General features: G+C 44.9%; 23 protein-coding genes. 11 read left to right on the top strand and 12 right to left on the bottom strand.

Annotated features, from left to right (window positions below):
• Positions 1-114: 114 nt before the first annotated feature.
• Both QUB12_RS13650 and QUB12_RS13645 read right to left on the bottom strand, forming a co-directional pair.
• Complete coding sequence (locus QUB12_RS13650; protein WP_333147213.1) at positions 115-1,008, bottom strand: cyanophycinase; 894 nt, start codon at positions 1,006-1,008, stop codon at positions 115-117.
• A gap of 65 nt (positions 1,009-1,073) precedes the next feature.
• Complete coding sequence (locus QUB12_RS13645; protein ID WP_333307141.1) at positions 1,074-1,232, bottom strand: hypothetical protein; 159 nt, start codon at positions 1,230-1,232, stop codon at positions 1,074-1,076.
• Between the two features lie 108 nt (positions 1,233-1,340).
• Here QUB12_RS13645 and trmD point away from each other — a divergent pair, with 108 nt between their 5' ends.
• The 6 genes from trmD to larB all read left to right on the top strand — a co-directional run bounded on the left by trmD (position 1,341) and on the right by larB (position 7,164).
• A complete protein-coding gene (trmD, locus tag QUB12_RS13640) occupies positions 1,341-2,036 on the top strand; it encodes a tRNA (guanosine(37)-N1)-methyltransferase TrmD (RefSeq protein WP_333287819.1) in 696 nt (231 codons plus the stop codon).
• Between the two features lie 787 nt (positions 2,037-2,823).
• Positions 2,824-3,303, top strand: coding sequence for a 2-C-methyl-D-erythritol 2,4-cyclodiphosphate synthase (gene ispF / locus QUB12_RS13635; RefSeq protein WP_333147227.1), 480 nt, complete (start codon positions 2,824-2,826; stop codon positions 3,301-3,303).
• A gap of 67 nt (positions 3,304-3,370) precedes the next feature.
• Positions 3,371-3,919, top strand: coding sequence for a hypothetical protein (locus QUB12_RS13630; RefSeq protein ID WP_333147217.1), 549 nt, complete (start codon positions 3,371-3,373; stop codon positions 3,917-3,919).
• Positions 3,897-4,472 (top strand): PIN domain-containing protein, encoded by a 576-nt coding sequence (locus QUB12_RS13625; protein WP_333301134.1) that lies wholly within the window; start codon positions 3,897-3,899, stop codon positions 4,470-4,472. The genes QUB12_RS13630 and QUB12_RS13625 overlap by 23 nt, the downstream gene beginning before the upstream one ends.
• Positions 4,473-4,512: 40 nt before the next feature.
• On the top strand, positions 4,513-6,273 hold the full coding sequence (locus tag QUB12_RS13620; RefSeq protein WP_333307139.1) for an ABC transporter substrate-binding protein: 1,761 nt from the start codon (positions 4,513-4,515) through the stop codon (positions 6,271-6,273).
• Between the two features lie 87 nt (positions 6,274-6,360).
• Positions 6,361-7,164: a nickel pincer cofactor biosynthesis protein LarB gene (gene larB / locus QUB12_RS13615; protein ID WP_333147223.1), complete on the top strand. Its 804-nt coding sequence runs from the start codon at positions 6,361-6,363 to the stop codon at positions 7,162-7,164.
• Between the two features lie 784 nt (positions 7,165-7,948).
• Here larB and QUB12_RS13610 read toward each other — a convergent pair.
• On the bottom strand, positions 7,949-8,560 hold the full coding sequence (locus tag QUB12_RS13610) for a hypothetical protein (RefSeq protein WP_333147547.1): 612 nt from the start codon (positions 8,558-8,560) through the stop codon (positions 7,949-7,951).
• Positions 8,561-8,886: 326 nt separating this feature from the next.
• Here QUB12_RS13610 and QUB12_RS13605 point away from each other — a divergent pair, with 326 nt between their 5' ends.
• The 3 genes from QUB12_RS13605 to QUB12_RS13595 all read left to right on the top strand — a co-directional run bounded on the left by QUB12_RS13605 (position 8,887) and on the right by QUB12_RS13595 (position 10,562).
• Entirely contained in the window at positions 8,887-9,099 is a 213-nt protein-coding gene (locus QUB12_RS13605; RefSeq protein WP_190659021.1) for a high light inducible protein, read from the top strand.
• Positions 9,100-9,242: 143 nt separating this feature from the next.
• Positions 9,243-9,782: a photosystem II reaction center PsbP gene (gene psbP / locus QUB12_RS13600; RefSeq protein ID WP_333147549.1), complete on the top strand. Its 540-nt coding sequence runs from the start codon at positions 9,243-9,245 to the stop codon at positions 9,780-9,782.
• A gap of 132 nt (positions 9,783-9,914) precedes the next feature.
• A complete protein-coding gene (locus QUB12_RS13595; protein ID WP_333307137.1) occupies positions 9,915-10,562 on the top strand; it encodes a nucleoside triphosphate pyrophosphatase in 648 nt (215 codons plus the stop codon).
• A gap of 91 nt (positions 10,563-10,653) precedes the next feature.
• Here the strand turns inward: QUB12_RS13595 and QUB12_RS13590 are convergent, their stop codons facing one another.
• Together QUB12_RS13590 and QUB12_RS13585 are read right to left on the bottom strand one after the other, a co-directional pair.
• Entirely contained in the window at positions 10,654-11,556 is a 903-nt protein-coding gene (locus QUB12_RS13590; protein WP_333307135.1) for a calcium-binding protein, read from the bottom strand.
• 296 nt (positions 11,557-11,852) lie between these two features.
• Positions 11,853-12,767, bottom strand: coding sequence for a calcium-binding protein (locus QUB12_RS13585; protein WP_333307133.1), 915 nt, complete (start codon positions 12,765-12,767; stop codon positions 11,853-11,855).
• A 301-nt stretch (positions 12,768-13,068) separates the two neighbouring features.
• On the opposite strand from QUB12_RS13585, the gene eno reads away from it, so the two are divergent.
• On the top strand, positions 13,069-14,349 hold the full coding sequence (gene eno / locus QUB12_RS13580) for a phosphopyruvate hydratase (protein ID WP_445252094.1): 1,281 nt from the start codon (positions 13,069-13,071) through the stop codon (positions 14,347-14,349).
• A 264-nt stretch (positions 14,350-14,613) separates the two neighbouring features.
• Here eno and argC read toward each other — a convergent pair whose 3' ends face one another.
• The gene (gene argC, locus QUB12_RS13575) at positions 14,614-15,672 is read right to left on the bottom strand and encodes an N-acetyl-gamma-glutamyl-phosphate reductase (protein ID WP_333147556.1); all 1,059 of its coding nucleotides are present in this window, start codon (positions 15,670-15,672) and stop codon (positions 14,614-14,616) included.
• Between the two features lie 390 nt (positions 15,673-16,062).
• Here argC and QUB12_RS13570 point away from each other — a divergent pair, with 390 nt between their 5' ends.
• Positions 16,063-17,076, top strand: a complete 1,014-nt coding sequence (locus QUB12_RS13570; RefSeq protein WP_333148188.1) for a sulfate/molybdate ABC transporter ATP-binding protein — start codon at positions 16,063-16,065, stop codon at positions 17,074-17,076.
• 289 nt (positions 17,077-17,365) lie between these two features.
• Here the strand turns inward: QUB12_RS13570 and QUB12_RS13565 are convergent, their stop codons facing one another.
• The 6 genes from QUB12_RS13565 to QUB12_RS37595 form a co-directional block, all read right to left on the bottom strand.
• A complete protein-coding gene (locus tag QUB12_RS13565) occupies positions 17,366-17,707 on the bottom strand; it encodes a low temperature-induced protein (protein WP_333144027.1) in 342 nt (113 codons plus the stop codon).
• Between the two features lie 462 nt (positions 17,708-18,169).
• Positions 18,170-18,961 carry an imidazole glycerol phosphate synthase subunit HisF gene (gene hisF, locus QUB12_RS13560; protein WP_333144026.1) on the bottom strand — a complete coding sequence of 264 codons (792 nt, stop codon included), beginning with the start codon at positions 18,959-18,961 and terminating at the stop codon, positions 18,170-18,172.
• Positions 18,962-19,689: 728 nt separating this feature from the next.
• On the bottom strand, positions 19,690-20,922 hold the full coding sequence (locus QUB12_RS13555; RefSeq protein ID WP_333144025.1) for a response regulator: 1,233 nt from the start codon (positions 20,920-20,922) through the stop codon (positions 19,690-19,692).
• Between the two features lie 48 nt (positions 20,923-20,970).
• Complete coding sequence (locus QUB12_RS13550; RefSeq protein WP_333307131.1) at positions 20,971-23,787, bottom strand: ATP-binding protein; 2,817 nt, start codon at positions 23,785-23,787, stop codon at positions 20,971-20,973.
• 203 nt (positions 23,788-23,990) lie between these two features.
• Positions 23,991-24,299, bottom strand: a complete 309-nt coding sequence (locus QUB12_RS13545; protein WP_333144023.1) for a hypothetical protein — start codon at positions 24,297-24,299, stop codon at positions 23,991-23,993.
• 158 nt (positions 24,300-24,457) lie between these two features.
• On the bottom strand, positions 24,458-24,661 hold the full coding sequence (locus QUB12_RS37595) for an AMP-binding protein (RefSeq protein ID WP_445252126.1): 204 nt from the start codon (positions 24,659-24,661) through the stop codon (positions 24,458-24,460).
• Positions 24,662-25,191: the final 530 nt, after the last annotated feature.

The following is a 25,191-nucleotide window of genomic DNA, read 5'->3' as shown; positions in this document are numbered from 1 at the left end:
CGGCCTGCTGGGGTCAGACCGTGGCTGCTTCGGAATCTATTCTATGGTGGTATCCATGATTCGGCCGGAATGCCGCCTAATTTCTGCCGAATCAATGACAAGAGATGTTCTACGTTAGTTGGCTGTGCGGCATTCGGGGGGCCAGCCAGACTCGGAACACGCTCCCGATGGCATTGGTTTGCCTAGGGGCATATTGTAGCAATCTCCGTGACACAGGACGTGCAAGCGCATATTGAACAGACTTAAGGGTTCTGTCGCTCCTACCATAGACTCATTGGTATAAAAATTTTCCCTAGAATCAACAATAGTCACAGTGCCTTTACCGAGAATTTTCATAGTATCGTCTCCCTCAAACAAGGCACAGGTGTCTTCGTCAATACCAATAGCGAGGCGATCGGGATGGCAAGCCACAGCCGACAGCAAGCGAGCCATGCGGTTGCGGTTGTGAAAATGCTGGTCTACGATGATCTCAGGAATAATGTTAAGTCCGTTTGCCATGTCTACTAAAGAGCGGTTCGGTGACGCCCCACTCCCACCGCCGGCAATCATGTGATATCCCATCACCGCAGCACCCGCGCTGGTGCCAGCGAGGGTAATCTTGCCTTCGAGAGTTTCTTTGCGAATTTTCTCCATCAGCGGGGTGTCCGCCAGCAGCCCACAAAGCCGCAGTTGGTCGCCGCCTGTGATGAATACGCCCGTACAGTCTTCTAAGTAATCTTTCCAGACGGGGTTTTCGGCTTGTTCGCGTTCGCGGATGTCCACTACTTTGACTGCGCTAACGCCCATTTCGTCAAATATTGTGCGGTAGCGGTTGCTAATTCCTTCGGGATCTCGCGAAGCGCAGGGAACGATCGCCAGCCGAGCGTTTGCACCCCCAGCACGGCAAAAAAAGGTGTTCAAAATCTCTCGCCCGTGAACTTTGTCTTCGGCTCCCCCGATGACCATAATCGAGGTTTTTGTGCGCTGGGGAATATTGTGTTCAAGGGCTTGAGATGTCAACTGCTGCATGGTGTGTCTTCCTCTGTTGGATGTGAAATTCAATTTTGCCGTGGCTGTGCGTAGAATAGGGCTTTTTAAGAATAAATATTTGTTGGTGCGAGTGAGGTGCGATCGCCGATCGCGCGATCCCGCAGTTGTTTGGGGGCGAGTTTACTTGCAGTCGCTGTCATGAAAAACAGATTATTTTTGTACAAAACCGGCCCGCCGACAAAGGAAGAAAATTTAACTTGCAAAAATTCTCAGAAATTATAAGAAATTATAAAGAATAAAGCAATTACTGAAAACTGAACTCCCTCTAAAGGTCAAACTAGAGGTGATGTCTCAATGAAATTCCAATAATTGTGCGATTTGACGTTGTTACCCTATTTCCAGAATTTTTCCGGGCTCCCCTAGAGTCGGGACTGATGGGCAAAGCCTTAGCTAAAAAGATTGCTGAGGTGAATTTTGTCAATCCCCGCGATTTTACCACAGACAAACACCAGCGAGTCGATGATGAGCCTTACGGGGGCGGAGTGGGGATGCTGATGAAACCGGAACCGATTTTTGCTGCGGTGGAGTCGCTGCCGGTTTTGCCGAGGCGGGAGGTGATTTTGCTGACTCCCCAGGGGGAACCGATGCAGCAGGCGATGTTTCGGGAGTTGGCGGCCGATCGCGATCAGTTGGTGTTGATTTGCGGTCATTATGAAGGTGTGGACGATCGAGTGCTGCATTTGGTAACTCGCGAGGTGTCTTTGGGGGATTTTGTGCTCACGGGGGGCGAAATTCCGGCTTTGGCTTTGATTAATGGGGTTTTGCGATTGCTGCGGGGAACTGTGGCGAAGGAAGATTCCCTAAAGTTTGAGAGTTTTGAGGACGGACTTTTGGATTATCCGCAGTACACTCGACCGGCGGATTTTCGGGGATTGAAGGTGCCCGATGTGTTGCTGTCGGGTAATCACGCAGAAATTGCTCGCTGGCGCAGGGAACAGCAAATTGAAAGAACGCGCCAAAGGCGATCGGATTTGTACGATCGGTGGTTGCAGGAGAGGGAAGAATAGGAGAAAGGGCGATCGCACGAGTGGTCAATCGATTTTTGATTTTTGATTTTCGATTGACTTGCGCGAGATAAATGCGGGGGCTTGAGGATTTTTGATTTTCGATTTGGCATTGATTCCACGGATAAATCACGTGGCGGGTACCACCTTTGAAATTCGTGGTCAGAAACCGGGTTTTTTGCGGTAATACTTCGTGGTAGTCCACAGATTCGGTAAAAAACCCGGTTTCTTTGGTCTTGATGCGTAAATCCCGTATATAGCAATCCTAAATCATTTGCATAATTATTGTAGGGGCAATCCGACCCCTACTCCCCGTGGTTGCCCGATAGATAAGGGGTAGGCACGGGGAGTAGGGGTAGCACTACCCCTACAAATTTATCTGAATCATTTAGGATTGCTATAAGCTGTGTTGCATCTAGATTGCCTATGGTATTAGAGAGGGAGAGGGGGAGAAGAGGAGAGGGGGAGAGGATTTGACGATTGTTGATCGGGACTCGAAATATGCAATTTAAATGAACAACAGCTTATTTAAGAGCCTAATAAATTTTGGATTCGCGTTTGTAAGTCTTTGATTTCAGGAGAGCGATCGAGAAGTCCCCATAATTTTCTAGCGTTTCCAGCATTAACCCTTCTCTCCCCCCTCCAACAGCTTTAGGATTGCCATAGCTGCTGAGGAAAGCAGAAAAAAAAATATTTAACACTCGGCTCGGCCTTAAAAAATAAATTCACTTATCTCCCTGAAAATATGAAATAATTGTCTTCTACTATACTTACCAAACCTTCCTTTTACATGAACATCCGCATCGGCAATGGCTACGACATTCACTGCTTAGTTCCCGATCGTCCTCTCATCCTAGGCGGTGTCAATATTCCTCACGAATTAGGATTACTCGGCCACAGCGACGCCGACGTACTTACTCACGCTATCATGGATGCTATGCTCGGAGCTCTGAGCTTAGGAGATATCGGTCTTTATTTCCCGCCAACTGACCCGAAATGGAAGGGTGCGGATAGTCTCGTATTGCTGGCACAAGTCAATCAGTTAATATTAGATAAAGGCTGGGAAATCGGCAATATTGATTCGGTGGTGGTGGCGGAACGTCCAAAGCTGAAACCGCATATTGAGCAAATGCGCGATCGGCTTTCTGCTGTCCTACAATTAAAACCAGACCAAATTGGCATCAAAGCCACCACCAACGAAAAGTTAGGCCCGGTGGGGAGAGAAGAAGGAATTGCAGCCTATGCTGTAGTTTTGTTGGGCAAAAAATAGAACTCTAGAATCTCTAATTGACTGTAAAGTTAATCTCAAATCCAACATCGCTAGGAAGCCTGAAATCATGGACACTGACACTTGGGAGTTACAATTACCCGTAGACGCGGATGTGATCGCGTTGGATAAGGACGATAACATAGTCGTGCTAATCGAGGTTAAAATTATTCAAGCTCAAGAAACAGCCGCGAAACAGAAAATTATCGCTCGCGCGATCGATTGGCTGAAAGCGGTGTTAGCTAAGCTATCTGAAAAAAACGCGATGGTTCCCTATGCTATGTTTGTTGACGCGGAACAAATTTTGATTTTTAAATGGGACGGAAAAAATTTATTGGAGCCTGTTTGCACTCTCAATACTGGTGAAATATGTCGCTATTATCTCCCTACATTTGGCAGTAAATGGATATTTGAAGATACCATTGAGACGCTCATCCAATCGTGGCTGCATGACTTAGATTATCATTGGAAATCAGAAATTCCGCCAGCATCGGAACAAATAGCAGCCATCGGTTTGCTGCCGTTACTTGCAGGTGGAACAACAAAATCAGGAGTGGAATTAGGTGGCAATCGTATATATCGAGACCAACTTTTTGATGAGTATTGCTACAGGGCGTGAGGCTGAAGCAATTATGTTGCTGCGGGATTTGTCCTCATCAGTTCAGTTGGTCATACCCAGCATTTGTTACATGGAGGCTTTGTCAGCTTTAGAGGATGAGTTGAAGCGACAAAACTCTTTTGGGCAACAGCTAAGCCGCCAAATTAGCGAAACAAAGCGAGATGTGACATCCGAACACGCCGCATCTCTATCTTTTCACTTAGAAGAGTCATTCATTTTCTCTCGCTATCGAGTAGGTGAAATTAAATCGCGCTTGCGAGAAGCGATAAGTCTGATGTCGCGAAATGCAGAAATGATTGTATTAAATACAGAGATGATCGAAGCAAGCTTAAACGAAACTTTGATAGAAAAAGATCCAACCGACAATTTAATTTTACACTGTATCCTGACTCATGCCCGCTTGCACCCCACAGAAACCAAAGCATTTCTAAGTGGCAACATCAAAGAATTTCGCCAACTTCCCGAAGTTCAAGATGCTTTGCAACAGGCTGGAGTGGAAAAGTATTTTTCGCGCACTGAAGACTTTCTTGGTTGGTTACAATCTCAGTCATAGTTGCACGCAGGTGGTAAACTAAAAAATTATGAAAATTTCTATGATGCTACATTCAAGACTGCGCTGGCTGGCGATTTTACTGGCGGCAATTGCCACCCTAACTCTGTCTGCGTGCACTCCAGCCCGATCGAACTTAGTAAACAGACTCATCGTTCCGACCCCCAGCGGCCCGGCCACCTTCAACTCCCCGTTAAATCAGTCGGCCTACGACATTTTTGGCTATATTTACGATGGACTAATTAACCAAAATGGGTTAACATCAGATTTAGAACCCGGTTTAGCCCAGTCCTGGGAAGTTTCTAAAGATGGCAAAAAGATTGTCTTCACCCTGCGAGAGGGTTTGAAATGGTCGGACGGCGAACCGATGACTACTGATGACATTATCTTCAGCTATGAAAAGATTTATTTCAATGACAAAATTCCTAGCGGTTTGAAAGATACTCTGAGAGTTGGGATGAGTCGCGAATTCCCAAAAGTTAAAAAAATTGACAGCCGCCGCGTTGAATTTTCCGTGGCAGAACCCTTTGCTCCATTTATTAGATATGCTGGGGGAATCCCAATTTTACCAGCTCATATTTTACAGGAAGCTGTCGAAAATACAGATGCAGACGGCAACCCTAAATACCTGACTACTTGGGGCACGGATACTGATCCTAAAAAAATTGTCGGCAACGGTCAGTACCGAATGCTGAGTTATACTCCTAATCAGCGCGTTGTTTTGGAACGAAATCCGTATTTTTGGCGCAAAGATGCTGAGGGAAATGTCCAGCCTTACATCCAGCAAATTGTTTGGCAAATTATCGAAAATACTGACAATCAACTGCTGAATTTTCGATCGGGCGATTTGGATACTCTGAACGTGGAACCGGAAGTGTTTCCCCTGTTGAAACGGGAGGAAAAACGGGGCAAATATACGGTCTTTAACGGCGGGCCGGATACTGGCAGCGTGTTTATGTGTTTCAATCTGAATAAGGGGCGCAATGCTCAAGATCAGCCGTTTGTAGACCCAATTAAGTCTCGGTGGTTCGCGACTAAGGAATTTCGGCAGGCGATCGCCTACGGCATCAACCGATCCGCCATGACTAACAATATCTATCGCGGACTGGGCGCGCCCCTACATTCCCCAATTCCGGCGCAAAGCCCGTTCTACCTGTCCCCAGAACAGGGATTGAAAACTTACAGTTACGATCGGCAAAAAGCCAAAGAGTTACTGTTAAGTGCTGGTTTCAAGTATAATAGTAACGAGGAATTGTTGGATGCTGAAGGCAACAAGGTGCGGTTTACTTTGTTGATGGCAGCAGGTAAAAAAGTCCGGGAACAAATGGCAACGCAAATTAAGCAAGACTTGGGCAAACTGGGGATGCAAATTGATACGCAGTTCCTGAGTTTTAACACTTATGTGGAAAAGCTGCGTCTGACGCGGAATTGGGATACTTACCTCGGCGGTTTTACGGGAGGTACTGAACCGCACAGCGGCTACAATATTTGGTCTGTTAACGGCACACTGCACAGTTTCAACCAGGGCCCGCAAGCCGGAGAACCGCCGATTAAGGGTTGGAAAGTTGACGACTGGGAGCAGAAAATCGATGACCTTTACGTGAAAGCTTCCCAAGAGCTTGATGAGGCTAAGCGCAAGGAAATTTATGGGGAGACGCAGCGGATTATAGCGGAACAAGTGCCGTTTATCTATATGGTGAATCCGCTGACTTTTGAGGCGGTGCGCGATCGCGTTTCGGGAATTCGCTACAGTGCCCTCGGCGGTGCTTTCTGGAATTTGTACGAACTGAAAATAACAGAATAGTCAGCAGTCAGCAGTCATTAGTTATTAGTCATTAGTCAGCAGTCATTAGTCATTAGTCATTAGTTAGCAGTCATTAGTTATTAGTTTATGGAACCTAAAATTTTACAGAAGTTACTCGAATCTGTCGCGGCCGGCGATGTTAGTCCGATCGCCGCTTTGGATAAATTAAAGCATTTTGACTTTGAACAAGTCGGCGATTTTGCCAAAATTGACCACCACCGCACTTTAAGAACGGGTTTTCCTGAAGTAATTTGGGGCCCAGGGAAAACGCCCGACCAAATTGTTGAGATTATCGAGGCGATGCGCGGGCGAAATTCGGCGGTGATGGCGACACGAATCGAACCGGAAGTTTTCGAGCAATTGCAACAAAAAATACCCGATTTGTGCTACTACCAAAAGGCTCGAATTTGTGCAATTTCTCCTAATTCCCCAAATCCGCAGCATCCGGGTACTGTGACTATTATCAGTGCGGGAACGGCGGATTTGCCTGTAGCGGAAGAGGCGGCAATTACTGCGGAACTTTGCGGTTTTCAGGTGCGACGTTTGTGGGATGTCGGAGTTGCCGGTATTCACCGCTTGCTGAGCAACCGGCACGTGATTGCTGACGCTGATGTGTTGATTGCGGTTGCGGGTATGGAAGGTGCTTTGGCGAGTGTGGTTGCGGGTTTGGCAGATTGTCCGGTGATTGCTGTGCCGACGAGTGTGGGTTACGGCGCGAGTTTTGGCGGGATTGCTCCTCTTTTAACTATGCTCAATTCTTGTGCGGCTGGTGTGGGTGTGGTGAATATTGATAATGGATTTGGCGCGGCGATTTTGGCTTGTCAAATTCTCAGAAGTGCTGGCAGAGTGGGGAGAATCGGAGAGGGGGAGAATCGGATAGAGGGGGAATAGTTACAAACCCCCTCTCTCAGATAAGACTAAAGCCAACTGTCACAGGACGATCGATTTTTAGGGTGCATCTTGCACCATTCTCAAGAACAGGCAAGATGCCTGTTCCACAAAGAGTGAGTTTTCTTGTGGGGAGTAGGGGTTGGGCAGGAGAGCCCGCGCAAGATGCCTGTTCCACAAAGAGTGAGTTTTCTTGTGGGGAGTAGGGGTTGGGCAGGAGAGCCCGCCCGTAAAAAACCTAATTGAAAATGGTGCAACATCTCAGGTGCTTGACATACTCCCCTGCCTAAAGGCGAGAGGATTCTTAACACTTCATCGACCAATGCTACCGAAGTAGTCTTACGAGCGCCTCCATGTTCATTTTAAGTCGTGGCAATGCCCTATCCCGACTATATGTATCGTTTTGTTTGAAAAACATTAACAATACTTTGTTTTGCTTCCAGGTTGGATTTTAACCATTGCCCTTGGGTCTTTCCCTATTACTGGATCAGTCCCGGTTTCAACTCAAGATGAGTATATATCGCTGCAATCTTAGGTGGGGATTTCAACCAATTAAACTATAGCATAAAGCCGTCCTAAAAGGACGGGGCTTGCATCCCATTTTCTCGGTCAGACTCCGTTATTGAAATATTCTTGAAGATTTCGGGTAGTAGAGCACCTTACTATATATGCCAGTGGCGTCCAGGACGGCCAGACTCGGAGGTTGAAACCCCGTCTAAACTTGCCTCTCGTCCCAGCAGAGGGCGACTAAAAAATACAGGAGGTATTATTAAAGCCGGGTTTGATATTACTTGCTGCCCAGCCAAATGGGATAAGCAGAAGAATCCTCAGCTTTTAACTTTTGCGCCTGATAACTCTTGCTAGTCCAAGTAGCAACTGTTTGCAGGCTTTCTGTCAAAGAACTTTCGCTGCCAAACGTTTCAAATCCCAAAGTCCACCACGCGCTGCCGTTAATGTTCAACTGAGTAAGTTCCACGGTGCAGCCTTCAGGAATTGGGGCTTCTACTGGCACTGACCTTACCGCACCCGACTCCGAAACTTGATAAAGACGCTGCGCTCGCTTTTTCTTGACTGCCACCCACTTTCCTGTCGCTATAATATCCGCCGGTATCGGCGCCATCGTGTCCGCACAAACCCACTTCAGCCACTTTTCGGCTTTGCCTTCCCAGCGGTTGCCGAACTGCATCATCCCCAACTCTCCCTGACGCCACTTTACCTCCAAGGTTTTCCCGCGTAGCTTCACTCCCAAGTAGTCGCAGCTTGGTACTAGCAAATATATGTCTTCCCGCTCTTCAGGAGGCGAAAGATACCCGCCGAGACTCTCGCTTCCAAACCATTGATTGATAGATTTTGGCAGTGCACCGCTATAAAACCACCGCATTTCCAGACTGGCCCGCATAAATTTTTCCTCCGTTCCACAATTTTCGTCAAACCCAGACTGGATTTGCCATACACCATCGACTTTTGTGCCTCTCCACTCTATCCTCCCCCCTCTGGGGCCCAGAGTCTACCCACAGTCATACCATTTTAGATTTTAGATTTTAGATTTTAGATTTGGGAAAGACATACTATATAAGGGTTTAGAGCTTGCCTACAGTTGCATTTTTTTTATAAACTGGTGTCAGATCGGGGAATTTAAAAAAAATTTCTCACAATCCTTTACATATCTTCACAAGTCTGTTACATTTAGTTACAGTACACTAAAAACCATTTAGGAAAAAAAACATGAGTAATCGAGGCTTAATGCTGGACGACCAAGGCAAAATGAACAATTTTGCGATCGAGCCGCAAGTATACGTCGATGACGAACCCCGCACCGGCTTTACCCCCTACGCCGAACGCTTAAACGGCCGCCTTGCCATGATTGGCTTTGTTTCTCTCTTGGCTTTAGAAGTTTCGACCAAGCACGGGCTGATTAGCTGGCTGACTCACCTGTAATGATTTTGTTAACAATTAAACTATATGGCTATGGATCGCTGGCGTTACACAAACAGCGATCCATAGCTTAACTATTTTTAGGGGCAAGGTTTGGTGAGACAATTAAAATTAAATATTTTTGTTTTACTCTACCCGTAAAAAGAATGCTCAAACGAATTGCGGCAATACTTCTGGTGGTTCTAAGCCTCACCTTGACCGGTTGTGTGTCTAAAGTCACCGGGCTCAAAAGCTACGTTGATACTGGCGATGGCTATCAATTTCTCTATCCTAACGGCTGGCTGCCGATCGCGGTTTCTAACGGGCCCGATGTGGTGCTCCGCGATTTGATTCAGCAAACCGAGAACGTCAGCGTGGTAATCAGTCCAGTCGCGAAGGACAAAACTCTGGCGGATTTGGGAACGCCGACGGATGTGGGATACAAGCTCAGCAAAAGTGCGATCGCCCCGAGTGATTCCGGCCGCGAAGCTGAATTAGTCAATGCAGAAGCTCGTGAATCGCGATCGAAAAACTATTACATTTTAGAATACGCCGTTAAGTTGCCAAACCAAGAACGCCATAACTTAGCGAGTGTAGCAGTCAGCCGCGGCAAACTTTTTACGCTTAACGTTTCCACTACCGAAGAACGCTGGCCAAAGGTAAAAGAAGCTTTTGAGAAAGTTGTTAAATCTTTCTCTGTTTATTAGGGCATGGGGCATGGGGCATGGGGCATGGGTTAGTTGCCAACTGACCACTGACAACTGTCAACTGACGGCTGACAACTGACAACTGTCAACTGTCAACTGTCAACTGTCAACTGTCAACTCACTTCTTAACTTATGAAAATTCCAACTTTTGTATTAGCTTCAGCTTCTCCTGCGCGCCGCCGCCTGCTAGAAAATGCCGGCATTCAAGCTGTGATTTGCCCCAGCGACTTTGATGAAGGGCAAATACAAATGAAAGATGCCACTAATTTAGTGCAGGTGTTAGCAGAGGGAAAAGCTGAGGCTGTGGCTAAGTTTTTACTGGCTAATTCTCACCCCCAAATCCCCAATCCAAAAGCGTGTTTGGTGTTGGGATGCGATTCAATTTTGCTCATAGATGGCGAAATTCACGGCAAACCCAAGGATGCGGAAGAAGCAATCTCGCGCTGGCAGAAAATGCGCGGTAAGGTGGGCGAATTGTATACGGGTCATGCTTTAATTGATACTAGATTCGATGACTTTGATGAGGCAAGGTCGCGATCGGTCATTCGCTATCAAGTTACAAAAGTTCATTTTGCGGAAGTTACCTCGCGCCAAATTGCGGCTTACGTCGCTACCGGAGAACCCTTGCAATGTGCAGGCTGTTTTGCACTGGAAGGTAAAGGCGGCTTTTTTGTGGAAAAAATCGAAGGATGTCACACAAATGTGATCGGTTTGAGCTTACCTCTGCTGCGGCAAATGCTCACCGCAATGGGATATGATGTGGCGGATTTATGGTCTTGAAATCCCGAATTGGGAAACGAATGAAATGGTTTGTAGTCAGGGCTTTAGAGCCTCTCTCAGGACTCAAGTGCTTACTACAAACCTATGAGGATTATCCGAGAGCGATCGCCGCATCCGATACAGATATAAACTGAAGTTGATCCGGCGAAACATCCTTCACCAAACCCAAGATATTGCCGGTGCTAGCTTCTCTAATCACCGTCGCCTTAGTATTTAAAATTCTAAAATCAGCCGTTCGATCCTGTCCCGGAGGAAAAGGGCCACTGCTGTCGAAATCTCTAGCATCAGCAACCTTCAACAACCTTTCGCTCAAAACAATATCATTTAGCGTCAATCCAGACGCCAATCCCATTACATCACCTTCAGCCGGATTGTAGTCTAGAATAAAATCTGCCGGGACTATATCTAGAGTAAAATCCGGCTCTGTCGAACCAATTTCCCCCGAAGTTGCTCCCACTTCTCTGCGGAGGACAAATAAATCTGCACCTTCACTTCCCCAAAGTTTGTCAATTCCCGCATCACCAATCAGAGTATCGTTGCCGCTGTTTCCTACTAAATTGTCATTTCCTTGACCGCCTCTAACAAAGTCATTTGCCGTTCCTCCGTAGGCGTAGTCATTGCCTTGATTGCCGCTGAGAATGTCGCTGCCGCATTCTCCGTAAAGTTTGTCAAAACCTTGACCGCCGCGAATAGTATCGCTGCCACAACCTCCGATTAAAGTATCTGTGCCCCTGTTACCGTTCATCAGTTCCGCACCACCGGAACCTCTGACAAAATCGTTACCCTCTAAAGCCCGCAAACCTCCGGGAGTATTCCGCAGAATTCCATTTGCTAATTGAAATGCGTCGTCATTGGGAGTTAAGTCAAAAAAGTTGGGGTCGCTGGCTGGATTTGGCAAGGGCCCTGTGAGTAATTTGGTGTTTGGGGGATCAGCAATAATTGGGTCTGAATTTTCAGCTAATGCTCTAATTTCTCCGAGATTTGTTTCTAACATCCTAATTTTCTCCTTTTTTGATTGACTTTGTTGATATTCTGATTTTACCAAAGGTTCCAATTAAGAAATCTGCGGGAATCTGGGGTTAAAACAATCAAACTGGGATATGATGTGGCGGATTTTTGGCAATCTTAAATATTGTTTAATTTATGTCAGGAATCGGGAGGCAGAGCCTCGCTGATATGTCTTCCCAGGCAGAGCCTGGGAACGAGGATTGAGAGCCTTGTTGTTGTCGGATGGGCGTTTCGTTCCGCCCCTCCGTGCTATGCAGATTAGCCTTGCCCACCAGTTGGTAGTTATCCTAGAGCGATCGTCCCCTCCGATACAGATATAAACTGAAGTTGATCCGGCAAAACATCCTTCACCAAACCCAAGATATTGCCGGTGCTAGCTTCCCGAATCACCGTCGCCTTAGTATTTAAAATTATAAAATCAGCCGTTCGAGGAATTCCCGGAGGAAAAGGCCCGCTGCTGTCATAATCTCTGGCATCACCAATTGTTAAAAACCTTTCGCTCAAAACAATATTATCTCGCGTCAATCCACCCGTCAATCCAATTACATCACCTTCAGCCGGATTGTAATCGAGAATAAAATCGGCAGGCACTTCATCTACATCAAAATTGCCACTAGGAGGCGGTTGAAGCGAACCAATTTCCCCCGAAGTTGCTCCCACTTCTGTGCGGAGCACAAACAAATCTGCGCCTTCACTTCCCCAAAGTCTATCAATTCCAGCATCACCGATTAGAGTATCATTTCCACTCTCTCCTACTAAAGCATCATTCCCTTTACCGCCCCGCATAAAGTCATTGGCCGTGCCTCCATAAACGTAGTCATCACCTTGATCTCCGCTGACAAAATCGCTGCCACATTCTCCATAAAGAATGTCAAAATCTTGGCCGCCGCGAATAGTATCGCTGCCACAACCCCCGATTAAAGTATCTGTGCCGCTGTTACCGTTCATCAGTTCCGCACCACCTGAACCTCTGACAAAATCGTTACCAGCTAAGGCCCGCAAACCTCCGGGAGTATTACGCAGAATTCCATTTGCTAATTGAAATGCGTCGTCATTGGGAGTTAAGTCAAAAAAGTTGGGGTTGCTGGCTGGATTTGGCAATGGCCCGGTGAGTAATTTGGTGTTTGGGGGATCAGCAATAATAGGGTCTGAATTTTCAGCTAATGCTCTAATTTCTCCGATATTTGTTTCTAACATCCTAAGTTTCTCCTTTTTTGATTGACTTTGCTGACATTCTAATTTTAACAAAGGTTCTAATTAAGAAATCTGCGGGAATCTGGGGTTAAAACAATCAAATTACTGTCAAACTTGCCGGAGCTGTTATTCAACAAGCCTAGCTTATTGACACCGATCGGCTCGTCCAAATCCGCAAATATTTTGAACTGTGCACCAATAATTCTGGGGATCGCGTACTCTATTACCCGTCAGCAGTCAGCGTGGGAAAACCCAGAGACTGCTAATTGTCATGAAACCTTGAATTAAGTCCGGAATAATTAATATGCTAGACACTGCGATCGAATCTATTCAAGCCAGAGAAATCCTCGACTCCCGTGGCCGCCCCACCATTGAAGCTGAAGTTTACCTAGCCAACGGTGTTGTCGGACTCGCCCAAGTCCCCAGCGGCGCGTCTACAGGCTCTTTTGAAGCCCACGAACTCCGCGACGACGACAAAAGCCGTTATGGTGGCAAAGGAGTCCTAAAAGCCGTCGCTAACGTCGAACACAAAATTGCCCCCGCTTTGGCTAATCTAGATGCGATCGACCAAGCGCTGGTAGACAAAACCATGATTGATTTGGACGGTTCCCCGAACAAATCCCACCTCGGCGCAAATGCCATTCTCGGAGTCTCCTTAGCCACAGCAAAGGCGGCCGCCGAGACTTTAGGACTCCCCCTTTATCGCTACTTGGGCGGGCCCTTGGCGAACGTTTTGCCCGTGCCTTTGATGAACGTGATCAACGGGGGTTCTCACGCTAACAATAATGTGGACATTCAAGAATTTATGATTGTCCCTGTGGGTGCGCCCTCTTTTAAAGAAGCTTTACGCTGGGGTGCAGAGGTATTTGAATCCTTGAGTAAAGTCTTAAAAGCTGAGGGTTTGCTGACTGGTGTGGGTGATGAAGGCGGTTTTGCGCCTAATCTTAAATCCAATCAAGCAGCTTTGGATTTGTTGATTGCAGCTATTGAAAAAGCTGGCTACAAACCGGGTGAACAAGTTGCTTTGGCTTTGGATGTTGCTGCTAGCGAATTTTACAAAGATGGGCAGTACACTTACGACGGTGTGGCTCATTCGCCTGCAGAATTAATCGATTATTTGGATGGTTTGGCCAGTCAATATCCGATTGTTTCCATTGAAGATGGTTTGCATGAGGACGATTGGGAAAGTTGGGTAGCGCTGACGCAGAAAATGGGCAGCAAAGTTCAATTGGTGGGTGACGATTTGTTTGTTACTAATCGGACGCGGCTGCAGAAAGGAATTGATTTGAAAGCTAGCAATTCGATTTTGATTAAGCTGAATCAAATTGGTTCTTTGACAGAGACTTTGGATACGATCGACCTGGGCAAGCGGAACAGCTATCGATCGATCATCAGCCACCGTTCCGGTGAAACTGAAGATACCACCATTGCCGATTTAGCCGTAGCGACTCGCGCCGGTCAAATCAAGACTGGTTCTTTGTGTCGCAGCGAACGAGTTGCCAAATACAACCGTTTATTGCGGATTGAAGACCAATTGGGCGATCGGGCAATTTATGCTGGGTCGATCGGTTACGGGCCTAAATAACACTTGGTAATCGGGCATGGGGCATCTGACAATTTTAGATTTTAGATTTTAGATTTTAGATTGAAGAATTGATTAGTAACTTGAATCTAAAATTAACAATCAGAAATCTAAAATCGGATGGGCATCGGGCATCGGCAATTTACATCCTGTAGGGGCGGGTTTTACCAGAAATAATTGCCTAAAACCAACAATCTCGTAAACCCGCCCCCACCAATTACCAATTACCAATTACCAATTGCCCAATGCCCCATGCCCAATTCTCAATTAAGGATAGAAAGCCAATTGTGGCAAACCCAAAGTTTCTTCCCAGCCCATCATCAAGTTCATGCACTGGATGCCTTGGCCGGCTTGTCCCTTAATTAAATTGTCGATCGCCGACAGCACAATCACCCTATCAGTACGCGGATCGACTTCGATGCCGATAAAACAAAGATTCGTACCGCAAGCCCATTTTGTTTGCGGATAAACCCCAGCCGGTAACACTTTTACCCAAGGACAATTGCGGTAAAAAGCGCTGAAAATCGTGATTAAATCTTCCCGCACCAAACCCGGATCACGCAAAGTTGCGTAAACAGTCGCCAGAATTCCCCGCACCATCGGAATTAGGTGAGGAGTAAACTGAACTTTAATATCATGTCCCGCTAAATCGCTGCAAATTTGCTCGATTTCTGGCGTGTGGCGGTGGCGCCCAACGCCGTAAGCGCCCAGAGAACCCTCTGCTTCAGCCAACAAGAGATTAACTTCGGCTTTGCGGCCCCCTCCCGAAGCACCGGATTTGGCGTCGATAATTGCTGTTTCTGGCACGATGAGACCTTGTTTGAGCAAAGGGGCCAGGGCTAACAAACTAGCAGTGACGTAGCAGCCGGCACAGCCTACTAACTGAGCGTCTTTAATTCGATCGCGATACAATTCTGGCAAGCCGTAAACAGCCGTTGCAGCTAAAGCAGAGTCCGATCGCTCGCCACCGTACCAAGCTTTGTAAGTTTCCAGATTTTCAAATCTGTAGTCAGCCGACAAATCCAAGACTTTGCAGCCTTTTTCTATCAGCGTCGGTGCCATTTTGCAAGCTAAACCGTTTGGCAGCGACAGAAACACAACTTCGCATTTTGCCGCTATTTGGTCTAGGTCGATCGCCTCGACTGTCAAATCAATGCAGTTAGTCAGGTGCGGATAAAGGCTGGAATAAGGTTTTCCTGCACTGCTATCCCCGCCCAAATAAACTACTTCAGCCGCCGGGTGGTCCGCCAGCAGTCGCACAAGTTGCACGCCGCCGTACCCTGAAGCGCCGATAATTCCTACAGGCACACGTCCAACATCTCCCATTTTCCTTTATCCCCTCAGCCGTTGAAGTCAAAAACGCTTGAACTTTTGCTGCATTGTAGTACCAAACGCCAACTTTGGTGGCAAAGAATTGTGTTGTTTTTTTTTTGAGGTGCATTTTTGTTAATTTTCGGCTGTTTGACCGATCGCCAAAACCCTAAAATTAACAAACGGATGTGCGATCGTGCTATAAAAAAACTTACCTTAACCCCTCCACAAACCGGAGATTAACATTTTTCGCTCGAAGCTCGAATCTCGAAGCTCAACATCCATCCGTTAAATCTGTTAAATCTTGTACACGGCTTTGTTGCCGAACGAACAATGGGCATAGTTGTAGAGTGTTGATAGAAATTGCACAGCTAAAGGCTGAAAGTATTGATAAATGGTAAGTATATGATAGTTGTAGAAAACGTATCAAAACAGTTTGGCAGTTTCCAAGCACTCGATCGAGTCAGCTTAAAAATTGAATCGGGTTCCCTAGTCGCATTGCTGGGCCCGTCTGGTTCCGGCAAGTCTACACTGCTGCGGCTGATTGCCGGTTTAGAAATGCCCGACTCTGGCAAAATCTGGCTGACAGGCCAAGATGCGACCAATACTAGCGTCCAAGACCGCAAAATTGGGTTCGTGTTTCAGCACTACGCGCTATTCAAGCACATGACAGTGCGAAAAAACATCGCTTTCGGGATGCAAATTCAGAAAACACCGCCCGCGAAAGTCAAATCGCGGGTAGAAGAATTGTTGAATTTAGTGCAATTGGCAGGATTGGGCGATAGATACCCGTCGCAACTTTCAGGAGGCCAGCGGCAGCGGGTGGCCCTCGCCAGAGCCCTGGCTGTGGAACCGAAAGTGTTACTGCTAGACGAACCTTTTGGAGCTCTCGATGCCAAAGTTCGCAAAGATTTGCGCGCTTGGTTGCGGCGACTGCACGACGAAGTTCACGTTACCACAGTCTTTGTGACGCACGATCAAGAAGAAGCGATGGAAGTTGCCGATCGCATTACAGTAATGAATAAAGGTAAAATCGAACAAGTAGGCACACCAGCAGAAATTTACGACAATCCAGCGAGTGCTTTCGTAATGAGTTTTATCGGTCCAGTCAATGTATTGCCTAGCAGTTCAAGAATGTTTCAAGACAACGGCTTTGACTCCGCCAACCCAGAGATTTTCTTGCGCCCTCACGACGTAGTAATTGAAACTACAGAAAATAGTGCAACAGTGCCTGCCAGAATCAGTCGCTTGATTCATTTGGGATGGGAAATTCAGGTAGAATTAACCTTAGATGACGGTCAAGTAGTAAACGCTAATTTGACTAGAGAAAGATTCGATAGCTTGAACTTGCAGCCCCAGCAAAGAGTGTTCGTAAAGCCGAAAGATGCCAAGTCCTTTCCACTTTTTTATTCCATCTAAGGATCGCTAATTAAATAATTTACACTCTTGAAAGTGGGTTGGGCGTCCCGCCCGCCCTTTCTGGACGGGCGGGACGCCCATCCCACAAGAACCATCAAAATTCTAAGTTATTTAATTCTCATTCCTAAGAGCAAGTCTGAAAACTAAAGCTAAATTTAGATTGGATACGGCCTTTCAAAGGAGGTGGCGTGGTGCGGTGTCTCTACAAAAAAAATTCTAGGGACACCGCACCGCGCCGTGTCCCTAATCTTTTCTACTAACAACTGTCCGCTGACTACTGCGCGCTGAGTTAGTCTTTAACTTTGCTGACAGCTTTTTTGACTTGTTGCTCAAAGGATGTAGCTTGTGTATTGGAAGGATTTTTCATTTTTTCAATGTCAGCGTCTCCCTGAACTTCGTTGGGCCCTTTGCTGGCTTTTTCTTGAGTTTCTTCCAAGGACATCGGTTTTTTCAGGACAACTTCTTGAGATTCTTTTTCGATACCCAAAAGTTGGTCTTCACCTTTGGTGGGGCTGCTGGTAATGGCAAAAGCCGGGAAAGCATTAGACACAAACATCAAGGCACAAAAACAAACAGCTATTAAAGTGCGAACTAAACGCTTGGCAGGGAGGTTAAAGCTGATAAAAGACATACACAATTTCTCCGTTTTTACAATTTTTAATTGCTGAGATTGTTAACAGGCTGAAGCTCACTCAAATTCTGCACAATCTTTTACTCAAGTTTGATAAAAGCAACCGTTGCTTTTTTTCAAATTGAGCTAACATATAATATTTAGCTGAAAAAGCTGGTAGTTGAAATCCTTCTCAGGGAATATTTCTAGATGACGGGCGTGGGTCGCCCCAAGAAATTTATGTAAAAGGCACTTGTGTAGAATCAAAAAAATTCTACATAAGTGCCTTCGGATGCGCCTCACATAGCGGTATAAATCTCAGTAACTGGTTTGATCGTGGGGTGGCGGCGGGTTTATTTAGCCTGTTTGCAATGTGAGAGGGCGCTTGAGTCAACCCGCAGAGCGATTTGTTGAAAATGTTGCAAGATATTAAGATGCGCCCGACTATCCACTGACTAATGACTAATGACTAATGACTAATGACTAATGACTAATGACTAATGGCTGCTGCTGTCGCACGGGAACTTGACATTTTGCTAGATAAGTTTTAATTTCTCCTACACTGAGTTGCCCGTAATGCAGCAGGGAAGCCAGCAGTGCAGCTTCTGCTTTGCCCTCAGTCACGGCTTCGTAGATGTGGTGACAGTTGCCGGCGCCGCCGGAAGCAATGACGGGAATTTCGACAATTTCGGCAATGCTTCGGGTTAATGCCAAATCGTAACCGGCTTGAGTGCCGTCCGAGTCCATGCTTGTCACCAGAATTTCGCCGGCGCCGCGCTGTTCGGCTTCTTTGGCCCAGGCGATCGCATCTTTGCCGGTATTTTCTCGCCCTCCGCGCACGTACACGTCCCAACCAGGATTATCTGCGTCTTGCCGTTTGCGAGCGTCGATCGCCACTACAATGCACTGATTACCAAATCGATCGCTCGCTTTGTCAATTAAACTCGGATCGCGCACCGCCGCCGAATTAATACTCACCTTATCCGCGCCCGCCCTCAACAAACTTTTAATGGTGTCTAAGGATTGGATGCCGCCGCCCACCGTCAAAGGGATAAATACTCGATCGGCCGTGCGGTACACCACATCGATCATAATATTCCGGTCTTCGTGAGTCGCCGTAATGTCCAGAAACACCAACTCATCAGCACCCGCATCATTGTAAACCTGAGCCATTTCTACTGGATCGCCAGCATCCTGAAGATTGACAAAATTGACACCTTTGACCACGCGACCGGCTTTCACATCCAGACAAGGTAAAATTCTTTTCGACAACATACAATTCTCTTCCAATTTAACTTACTCGGCGGGAAGTCCCCCGCTATAACTGTACTCATCTTAGCGGTGGAATGAAAGCCAGGGTTATTTTTTGCCGTCCTGTTTGCGGTCTTGACTCCTAGCTGGAAAACGAGTTAGACAGGCAAGAAATAACCAATCTCTCAGCTATCACAAGACGGTAACAATAAATAAAATTCGTTTTAAAAATTTGATAAATCATCATAAATGTCGCAACGATTGCCACAACCAAGCCGTCAATCGATTTTAGATTTTAGATTTTAGATTTTAGATTTTAGAATTGAAGCATTAACCCCACGGAGAAATTCGGGGGGCAAGTTTCATCGGATACAGATTTTTTATTTCTGGGTCCTGAGTCTGCTTTCGGAATGAATCCGGGGGCTTGTATCCTGGATGCTTTCGGTCAAAAGCGAGATATAGGCCATTTAGCAGCTTACTCTAGCATAGAGGATTTTTACTCTTAGTGGTTCCCTCGGCTCCTTACCACCACTTAATCTCAGAACAACAGAACTTAATCAGTCCGATTCGGGGTCTGCTAAAAAATTATTAATATTATTCAAAACGTTTCTGCTGGAATAAACTTTGACACGCCACAGCTTCTTGCTGTTTTGCCCGATTTCTTAAAAATCGCTGCTCGTCATAAGAATGGCGATGTAAAATAGGCACTTTTCTAAAAATAGTTTTTTACAGTGCAATTATGCTCACTGGTTTTACTTTGGGAGTATCACTTCTGCAGGCAGTATAAGAGTAAAAGTAGAACCCTTACCCACCTCGCTTTCAACCAACGTATCTCCACCCATAATCCGAGACAAATTTCTAGTAATTGCTAATCCTAATCCAGTCCCCCCATACTCTCGTGTAGTTGAAGGATCAGCCTGGGTGAATGGTTGAAACAGTTTTTCCATTCGTTCTGGAGCTATGCCAACGCCAGTATCACTTATCTTAAATAAAATATAGGGAATGGCTGATTTCTGTTCTTCTCCATCGGCTATTCCAGATTTTCTATATCTTTTTTCTACCTTAATAGTAATTATGCCTTTTTTTGTAAATTTGCTGGCATTACTAAGCAGATTAAATAAGCTCTGACGTACCTTAGTTAAGTCGGTCTTCATATCTCCCAAATTGGGTTCACAGTTAACTACCAATACATTAGCATTCTTCTCCACCAGTGGCTTAATCATGGTGATGACTTCCCTAATTAAATCTGAGATATCAACGGTTTCTAAGTAAATTTCAACCTTCCCCGATTCAATTTTCGACAAGTCAAGAATGTCGTTAATTAGTCCAAGTAAATGTGTGCCTGCACCGTTGATTTTTTTCAGGTCAGGGATAAAAAATTTTTGATCTAAATCTTCGGCTTCTTCTTGCAACATTTCGCTATAGCCAATAATCGCATTGAGAGGGGTGCGGAGCTCATGGCTCATGTTAGCGAGAAACTGGCTTTTGGCAATGTTGGCTGCTTCGGCTGCTTCTTTAGCTGCTAATAATTCTACAGTGCGTAATTCCACTTTTTCTTCTAGCAGTTGCTTCTGTTGTTCGAGTTTTTTAGTTAGATGATATAATTTTAAATGAATTCTAATCCTCGCTAAAACTTCTTCACTTTGGAAAGGCTTAGAAATATAATCTACGGCTCCTACAGATAATCCATTGACTTTATTATGTGAATCCGATAAAGCACTTAAAAATATTATGGGAATTTCGCAGGTTAAGGGATTGGCTTTCAATCGCCGGCAAGTCTCAAAGCCATCAATACCGGGCGGCATCATTATATCTAATAAAATTAGTTCGGGCGGATGATATTCTACTTGTTCAATCGCAGTTTCACCATCAAGAGCAACGGAAACTTGATAACCCACGTCGGTCAATATGTGGGCTAGAACTTCTAGGTTATTGGGATTATCATCTACAATCAAAATAGATTGATTTTCTGAGTTTTCAGTCATACATAACTTACTGGGGATGGGATACATAAATTTACAACTTTTTTGGGGCTAGGGAGTATTTAGGTATTGCTCTATGTAAGTTCGCACCTGTTTTAGCTTGAAAGCTTTAGCAAATTCGCGCAGATGTTGAATAAAAGGGATAAACTGCTTGTCTATCAGTTCAATCCTCGTCAACTCTTGTAGTAAATCGTTAATCAATCCCTTACGACTAAGATTATACAATATTAGCAAGTCCTCATGCGAAGGTGGCACAATCTCAACCACTTCTTTGGTCAATTCTCTTGTGCTTGGCGGTTGTAATTTCTCTTCATATATCCATTCTAATTTCAGGAGGGATTTGATCGTATTTAACAGGCTATGAGCTTCGATAGGTTTGGGCAAAAATTCATTAGCTCCAATCTCTATACTTTTTTGCAGATCGGACTCGAATACACTGGCTGAAGACACGATCACTGATAAATTAGCAAATGATGGTAATTTTCGCAAAGTTTTAACCATTTCATAGCCATCCATAATCGGCATAACAATATCAGTAATCACCAGATTTGGTTGAACCTCAGCAATTTTATCAAGTCCTTCCTGGCCATTTTCAGCCTCATAAAGTATAAATCCAATAGGGCTGAGTAAATTGACAATAACAGAACGGTTTTCCCAACGGTCATCTACTACTATAACTTTGGGCTTATCGCCCTTAAAACCAATAATAACGCCCTGCTCTGAAGTTTTAGAATTTTTTGCCCATTCCTTAGCTTCGGGTAAATCTATCTCAAACCAGAAAACACTACCTTTGCCTAATTCACTTTCAACTTCCAAGGTACTGCCCATCATATCAACAATGTTTTTGCTGATAGCTAATCCTAGTCCAGTCCCTTCTGATTGCTTCTTCATATTACCAGACTGCTCAAAGGGCAAAAAGATATTTTTAACATGATCGCTCGCTATCCCAATTCCAGTATCTTCCACTTGAAACATAACTCGATATAAAGGTCGTTCCCTGACCTCATCTTCCAAGAGTTTTGATTTAATTATAAATTGCACGCTACCTTGAGCCGTAAACTTAATAGCATTGCCTAATAAGTTAATCAATACCTGTCGCAAGCGTTTTTCATCCGCAAAAATGCAAACTGGGAGTTGACCTTCGATGGTATAGATAAAATCAATTCCCTTTTGATCTGCCCTAATTCGACAAATTTCAACGACTGCTTGCAGAAAAGCGGGAAAATGAAAATCTGTAGGATATATTTCCATTTTTCGGGCCTCGATTTTAGAAAAATCAAGGATATCGTTAATCAGAGTCAGTAGGTGAGATCCACATTGGTTAATAATATTAATTCCTTTTTGATCTGACTCAACTATGTGTTTCGAGCGCTGGAGAATTTGGGCATATCCTAAGATACCATTGAGAGGTGTCCGCAGTTCGTGGCTCATATTAGCCAGAAACTCGCTCTTAGCACGGTTAGCTGTATCGGCAACTTCTTTCGCTTGTTTAAGCTCTACAGTTCTATCTTCAACTCGCAGTTCCAATTCCTCATTAGTTTTCGCAAGCGCGGCAAAAGATTCGCGGACTTGCTGAGCCATTTTGTTAAATAAATATCCCAAACGACCCAATTCATTTTGGCGGTTTACATTAACTTGAACATCAAGATTTCCCGCAGCAATACTCTCCGTTGCAGCCATTAATTTATTGAGTGGTGTAGAAATTTCTCGACGTAAAATTAAGAACACAATAATAATTTCAATCAGTAATGCACTGAGCCCTAGCACTAGAATCATGCGAGCAGTAGCTAAGGCTTCTTGGGTTAGCAGAGATTTGGGGAAAACTGTGACTAAGTACCAATTTGGCTCATCAATTCTAGTAATACCCAAGTATTCATCATAGTCAGGATTGTCAATAATCATATTTTCCTGTTTATGACTGGTGACTAAATCATAAATTCGTCGCAGATGAGCATCTCCAGATTGGGCGATGGAGAATTGTCCATTTCCTTTTTGAATACTTTGCATAAGTTCTGGGTGAGCTACTAGCCGCCCATCGGCTCGAAAAATCATGTTGTATGTGCCTTTGAGTCCTTCATTAATAGTCCGTTTCTGCAAATCATCTATTAAAATATCATGCCCGATTGTAGCAATATGCTTGCCATCTACATCTAATGGTGTCACACAGGATGCCATCCAAGCTACAGCTACTTGGTCGTAATAAATGCCTGTCCAGACTGTTTTGCGTTCTGGATTATAGATAGGGCGGGTAATTTGGAATGACTCATCATCTGTGACGCGGAAAGATTCATTAGAAGGTGCTTTGAGGACCCAGGGATACTGGTGCATATATATGATAATACCATTCTCAGGAATTTGCGTATAGGTGTTAGCTAAGCGATTGCGCCATGCTGGGCCATAAGCATTTATTGTTTTATAGAAAGCAACTATTCGTCGCTGCATTTCAGTATCAAAAATGACATTTTTTCCTAAGAATAATCCCGCAGTTTTTTCTTTTTGAAATAGTTCAGGGCGATTCCGAATTGAGCCATCTGGATATCTGACAAAGTTTTCATCGAATTCAGCTTGAGGATCGCGATTTGCTTCTGCTTTTAGTTGCTCTAATAAAGCTTGTTTGAGCAACTTATGGTTGTCTTCCGCTAAGGTAAATATTGCTCTTTCGCGTTTGGATCGTAATTCCATGTATTGCTCTAACTGCGTGAGTGAATTAGCAGTAATCCGTGAGATTATTTGAAAATAGCTAATAGCTGTGGAGGCGATAACAACCATCCCCATACCCAAGGCTATCTTCAAGAGTGTTTGTTTGGTCAGCGACTCTGGGGGTCTATTTCTGTTGTGGCGAGTTGGGGAGAGGAGAGAGTCAGACAATTTTAAGTTCGCGAGCCAATTTCTCTTCATTATTATCCTCTACATAACCAAAAATTAAACCAGGTAAAATAACTATTATATAGCATTTTTCAATTAATTCTGTAAGTTTTGGTAGGGTAATTCCCCTGTAGTTAACCCGATCGATGGGCTACGCACGGATCACTACCCTACAAGAGTGGGACAAATCATTTAGTTTTACTATATCACAAAAAACCTTGACGATGGAAATAGGATAAATAAGCCTTTAATACGGAATCATTAATGGGAGGACAGAGAATATCAGTACCGACAAGTCCATCTTGAGTGTTGCGGTCATCAAACTTTTGACAGACAAAAGATGTTGTCTCGATAAAAGTTTTTGGGCTATTAGATATTTTTTTGACAAAGAGAGAAGCCATCGGAGTTAAAGCATTATCGGGAGACATATTGAGTAGTTTTGCCTGCCACTGCGGGTAAGGAATAGAAGGGAGGGCATAACCAAGGGTGTTAAGATTCAAGATAAGTTGGTTCATCGATAATACATGGGGGCTTAATACATGAAATGTCTTGTTAAGAGACTCGGGTTGATGCGATAAATACCGAATCGCCTGAACTATATAATCCACAGGAGCGAGACTCATCTTGATATCTAATTCAGGGCCATACCCTAATTGAATCAAGCCCTTGATTATCAAACAAATCGTATTACTGAAACGCATACTCCAATAAGCGTCTCTGAATTAACCCCTAAGCTGTTCAGACAATGTGCTAATTGATTGGCTTTATTATTTAATTCTTGATAAGTTATTTGCTCGGTTTTAAAAATAGCAGCAATAGCGTTTGGTGTTTGCCTTACTTGGGATTCTACTAACTTATGAAGGCAGAATTTTTCGATGGCTCTAATTACAAAGCTTGATAAATAAGTTATTACGAACCTAGCTCACGACGCTCTGTAGGATTTTAAGCATTGATTAGGTAGCCATTGCTGGTGCTTTACCGTCTTTATTTTGGTCGCAAAGGCGGTAATCAATGACACCCAACTTTTGGTCGTGGCATAGGCTTACATAATTTACTAGACCTAACTATGTTCATCAGGAACAAAAGGTCAATTTAGGTGAATTTATCACTCCCCTTCCGCAGCCTCAACAGTCACATGGGTTATTTCGAGTTGATGGCGGTGGCTCAATCTCGGATTATTAAGTAAAAATACTGAGAGAATCAGTTATTAAGGATGTCTTCGGTACGATCGGCTGTTCCGGTTGAAATTGGAAGCCTAGACCATAGGGAGTAGTGCACAGAACTCTGGCTCTGCATACCAGGCTACACCCCCTACCCCCCCGCCTAGCTCTACCCTGTACAGACAAGTTGCTCGCTGACCCATATTGGAGAAACGCTGTTTCCTAAAATCTTGATTTCTCGTTTGGC

Source organism: Microcoleus sp. B7-D4, from assembly GCF_036705125.1.
Taxonomy (GTDB): Bacteria; Cyanobacteriota; Cyanobacteriia; order Cyanobacteriales; family Microcoleaceae; genus Microcoleus.
This window is presented reverse-complemented; position numbering and strand designations above follow the sequence as displayed.

Coding starts and splice junctions, on each gene's coding strand:
- QUB12_RS13625 (WP_333301134.1), top strand. CDS start 3,897: ATGAGTATTGCTACAGGGCGTGAGGCTGAAGCAATTATGTTGCTGCGG.
- QUB12_RS13590 (WP_333307135.1), bottom strand. CDS start 11,556: ATGTTAGAAACAAATCTCGGAGAAATTAGAGCATTAGCTGAAAATTCA.
- psbP (WP_333147549.1), top strand. CDS start 9,243: ATGCTCAAACGAATTGCGGCAATACTTCTGGTGGTTCTAAGCCTCACC.
- QUB12_RS13605 (WP_190659021.1), top strand. CDS start 8,887: ATGAGTAATCGAGGCTTAATGCTGGACGACCAAGGCAAAATGAACAAT.
- QUB12_RS13650 (WP_333147213.1), bottom strand. CDS start 1,008: ATGCAGCAGTTGACATCTCAAGCCCTTGAACACAATATTCCCCAGCGC.
- QUB12_RS13620 (WP_333307139.1), top strand. CDS start 4,513: ATGATGCTACATTCAAGACTGCGCTGGCTGGCGATTTTACTGGCGGCA.
- larB (WP_333147223.1), top strand. CDS start 6,361: ATGGAACCTAAAATTTTACAGAAGTTACTCGAATCTGTCGCGGCCGGC.
- ispF (WP_333147227.1), top strand. CDS start 2,824: ATGAACATCCGCATCGGCAATGGCTACGACATTCACTGCTTAGTTCCC.
- argC (WP_333147556.1), bottom strand. CDS start 15,672: ATGGGAGATGTTGGACGTGTGCCTGTAGGAATTATCGGCGCTTCAGGG.
- eno (WP_445252094.1), top strand. CDS start 13,069: ATGCTAGACACTGCGATCGAATCTATTCAAGCCAGAGAAATCCTCGAC.
- QUB12_RS13555 (WP_333144025.1), bottom strand. CDS start 20,922: ATGACTGAAAACTCAGAAAATCAATCTATTTTGATTGTAGATGATAAT.
- QUB12_RS13610 (WP_333147547.1), bottom strand. CDS start 8,560: ATGCGGGCCAGTCTGGAAATGCGGTGGTTTTATAGCGGTGCACTGCCA.
- QUB12_RS13595 (WP_333307137.1), top strand. CDS start 9,915: ATGAAAATTCCAACTTTTGTATTAGCTTCAGCTTCTCCTGCGCGCCGC.
- QUB12_RS13585 (WP_333307133.1), bottom strand. CDS start 12,767: ATGTTAGAAACAAATATCGGAGAAATTAGAGCATTAGCTGAAAATTCA.
- QUB12_RS13545 (WP_333144023.1), bottom strand. CDS start 24,299: ATGAACCAACTTATCTTGAATCTTAACACCCTTGGTTATGCCCTCCCT.
- QUB12_RS13570 (WP_333148188.1), top strand. CDS start 16,063: ATGATAGTTGTAGAAAACGTATCAAAACAGTTTGGCAGTTTCCAAGCA.
- QUB12_RS13565 (WP_333144027.1), bottom strand. CDS start 17,707: ATGTCTTTTATCAGCTTTAACCTCCCTGCCAAGCGTTTAGTTCGCACT.
- QUB12_RS13630 (WP_333147217.1), top strand. CDS start 3,371: ATGGACACTGACACTTGGGAGTTACAATTACCCGTAGACGCGGATGTG.
- hisF (WP_333144026.1), bottom strand. CDS start 18,961: ATGTTGTCGAAAAGAATTTTACCTTGTCTGGATGTGAAAGCCGGTCGC.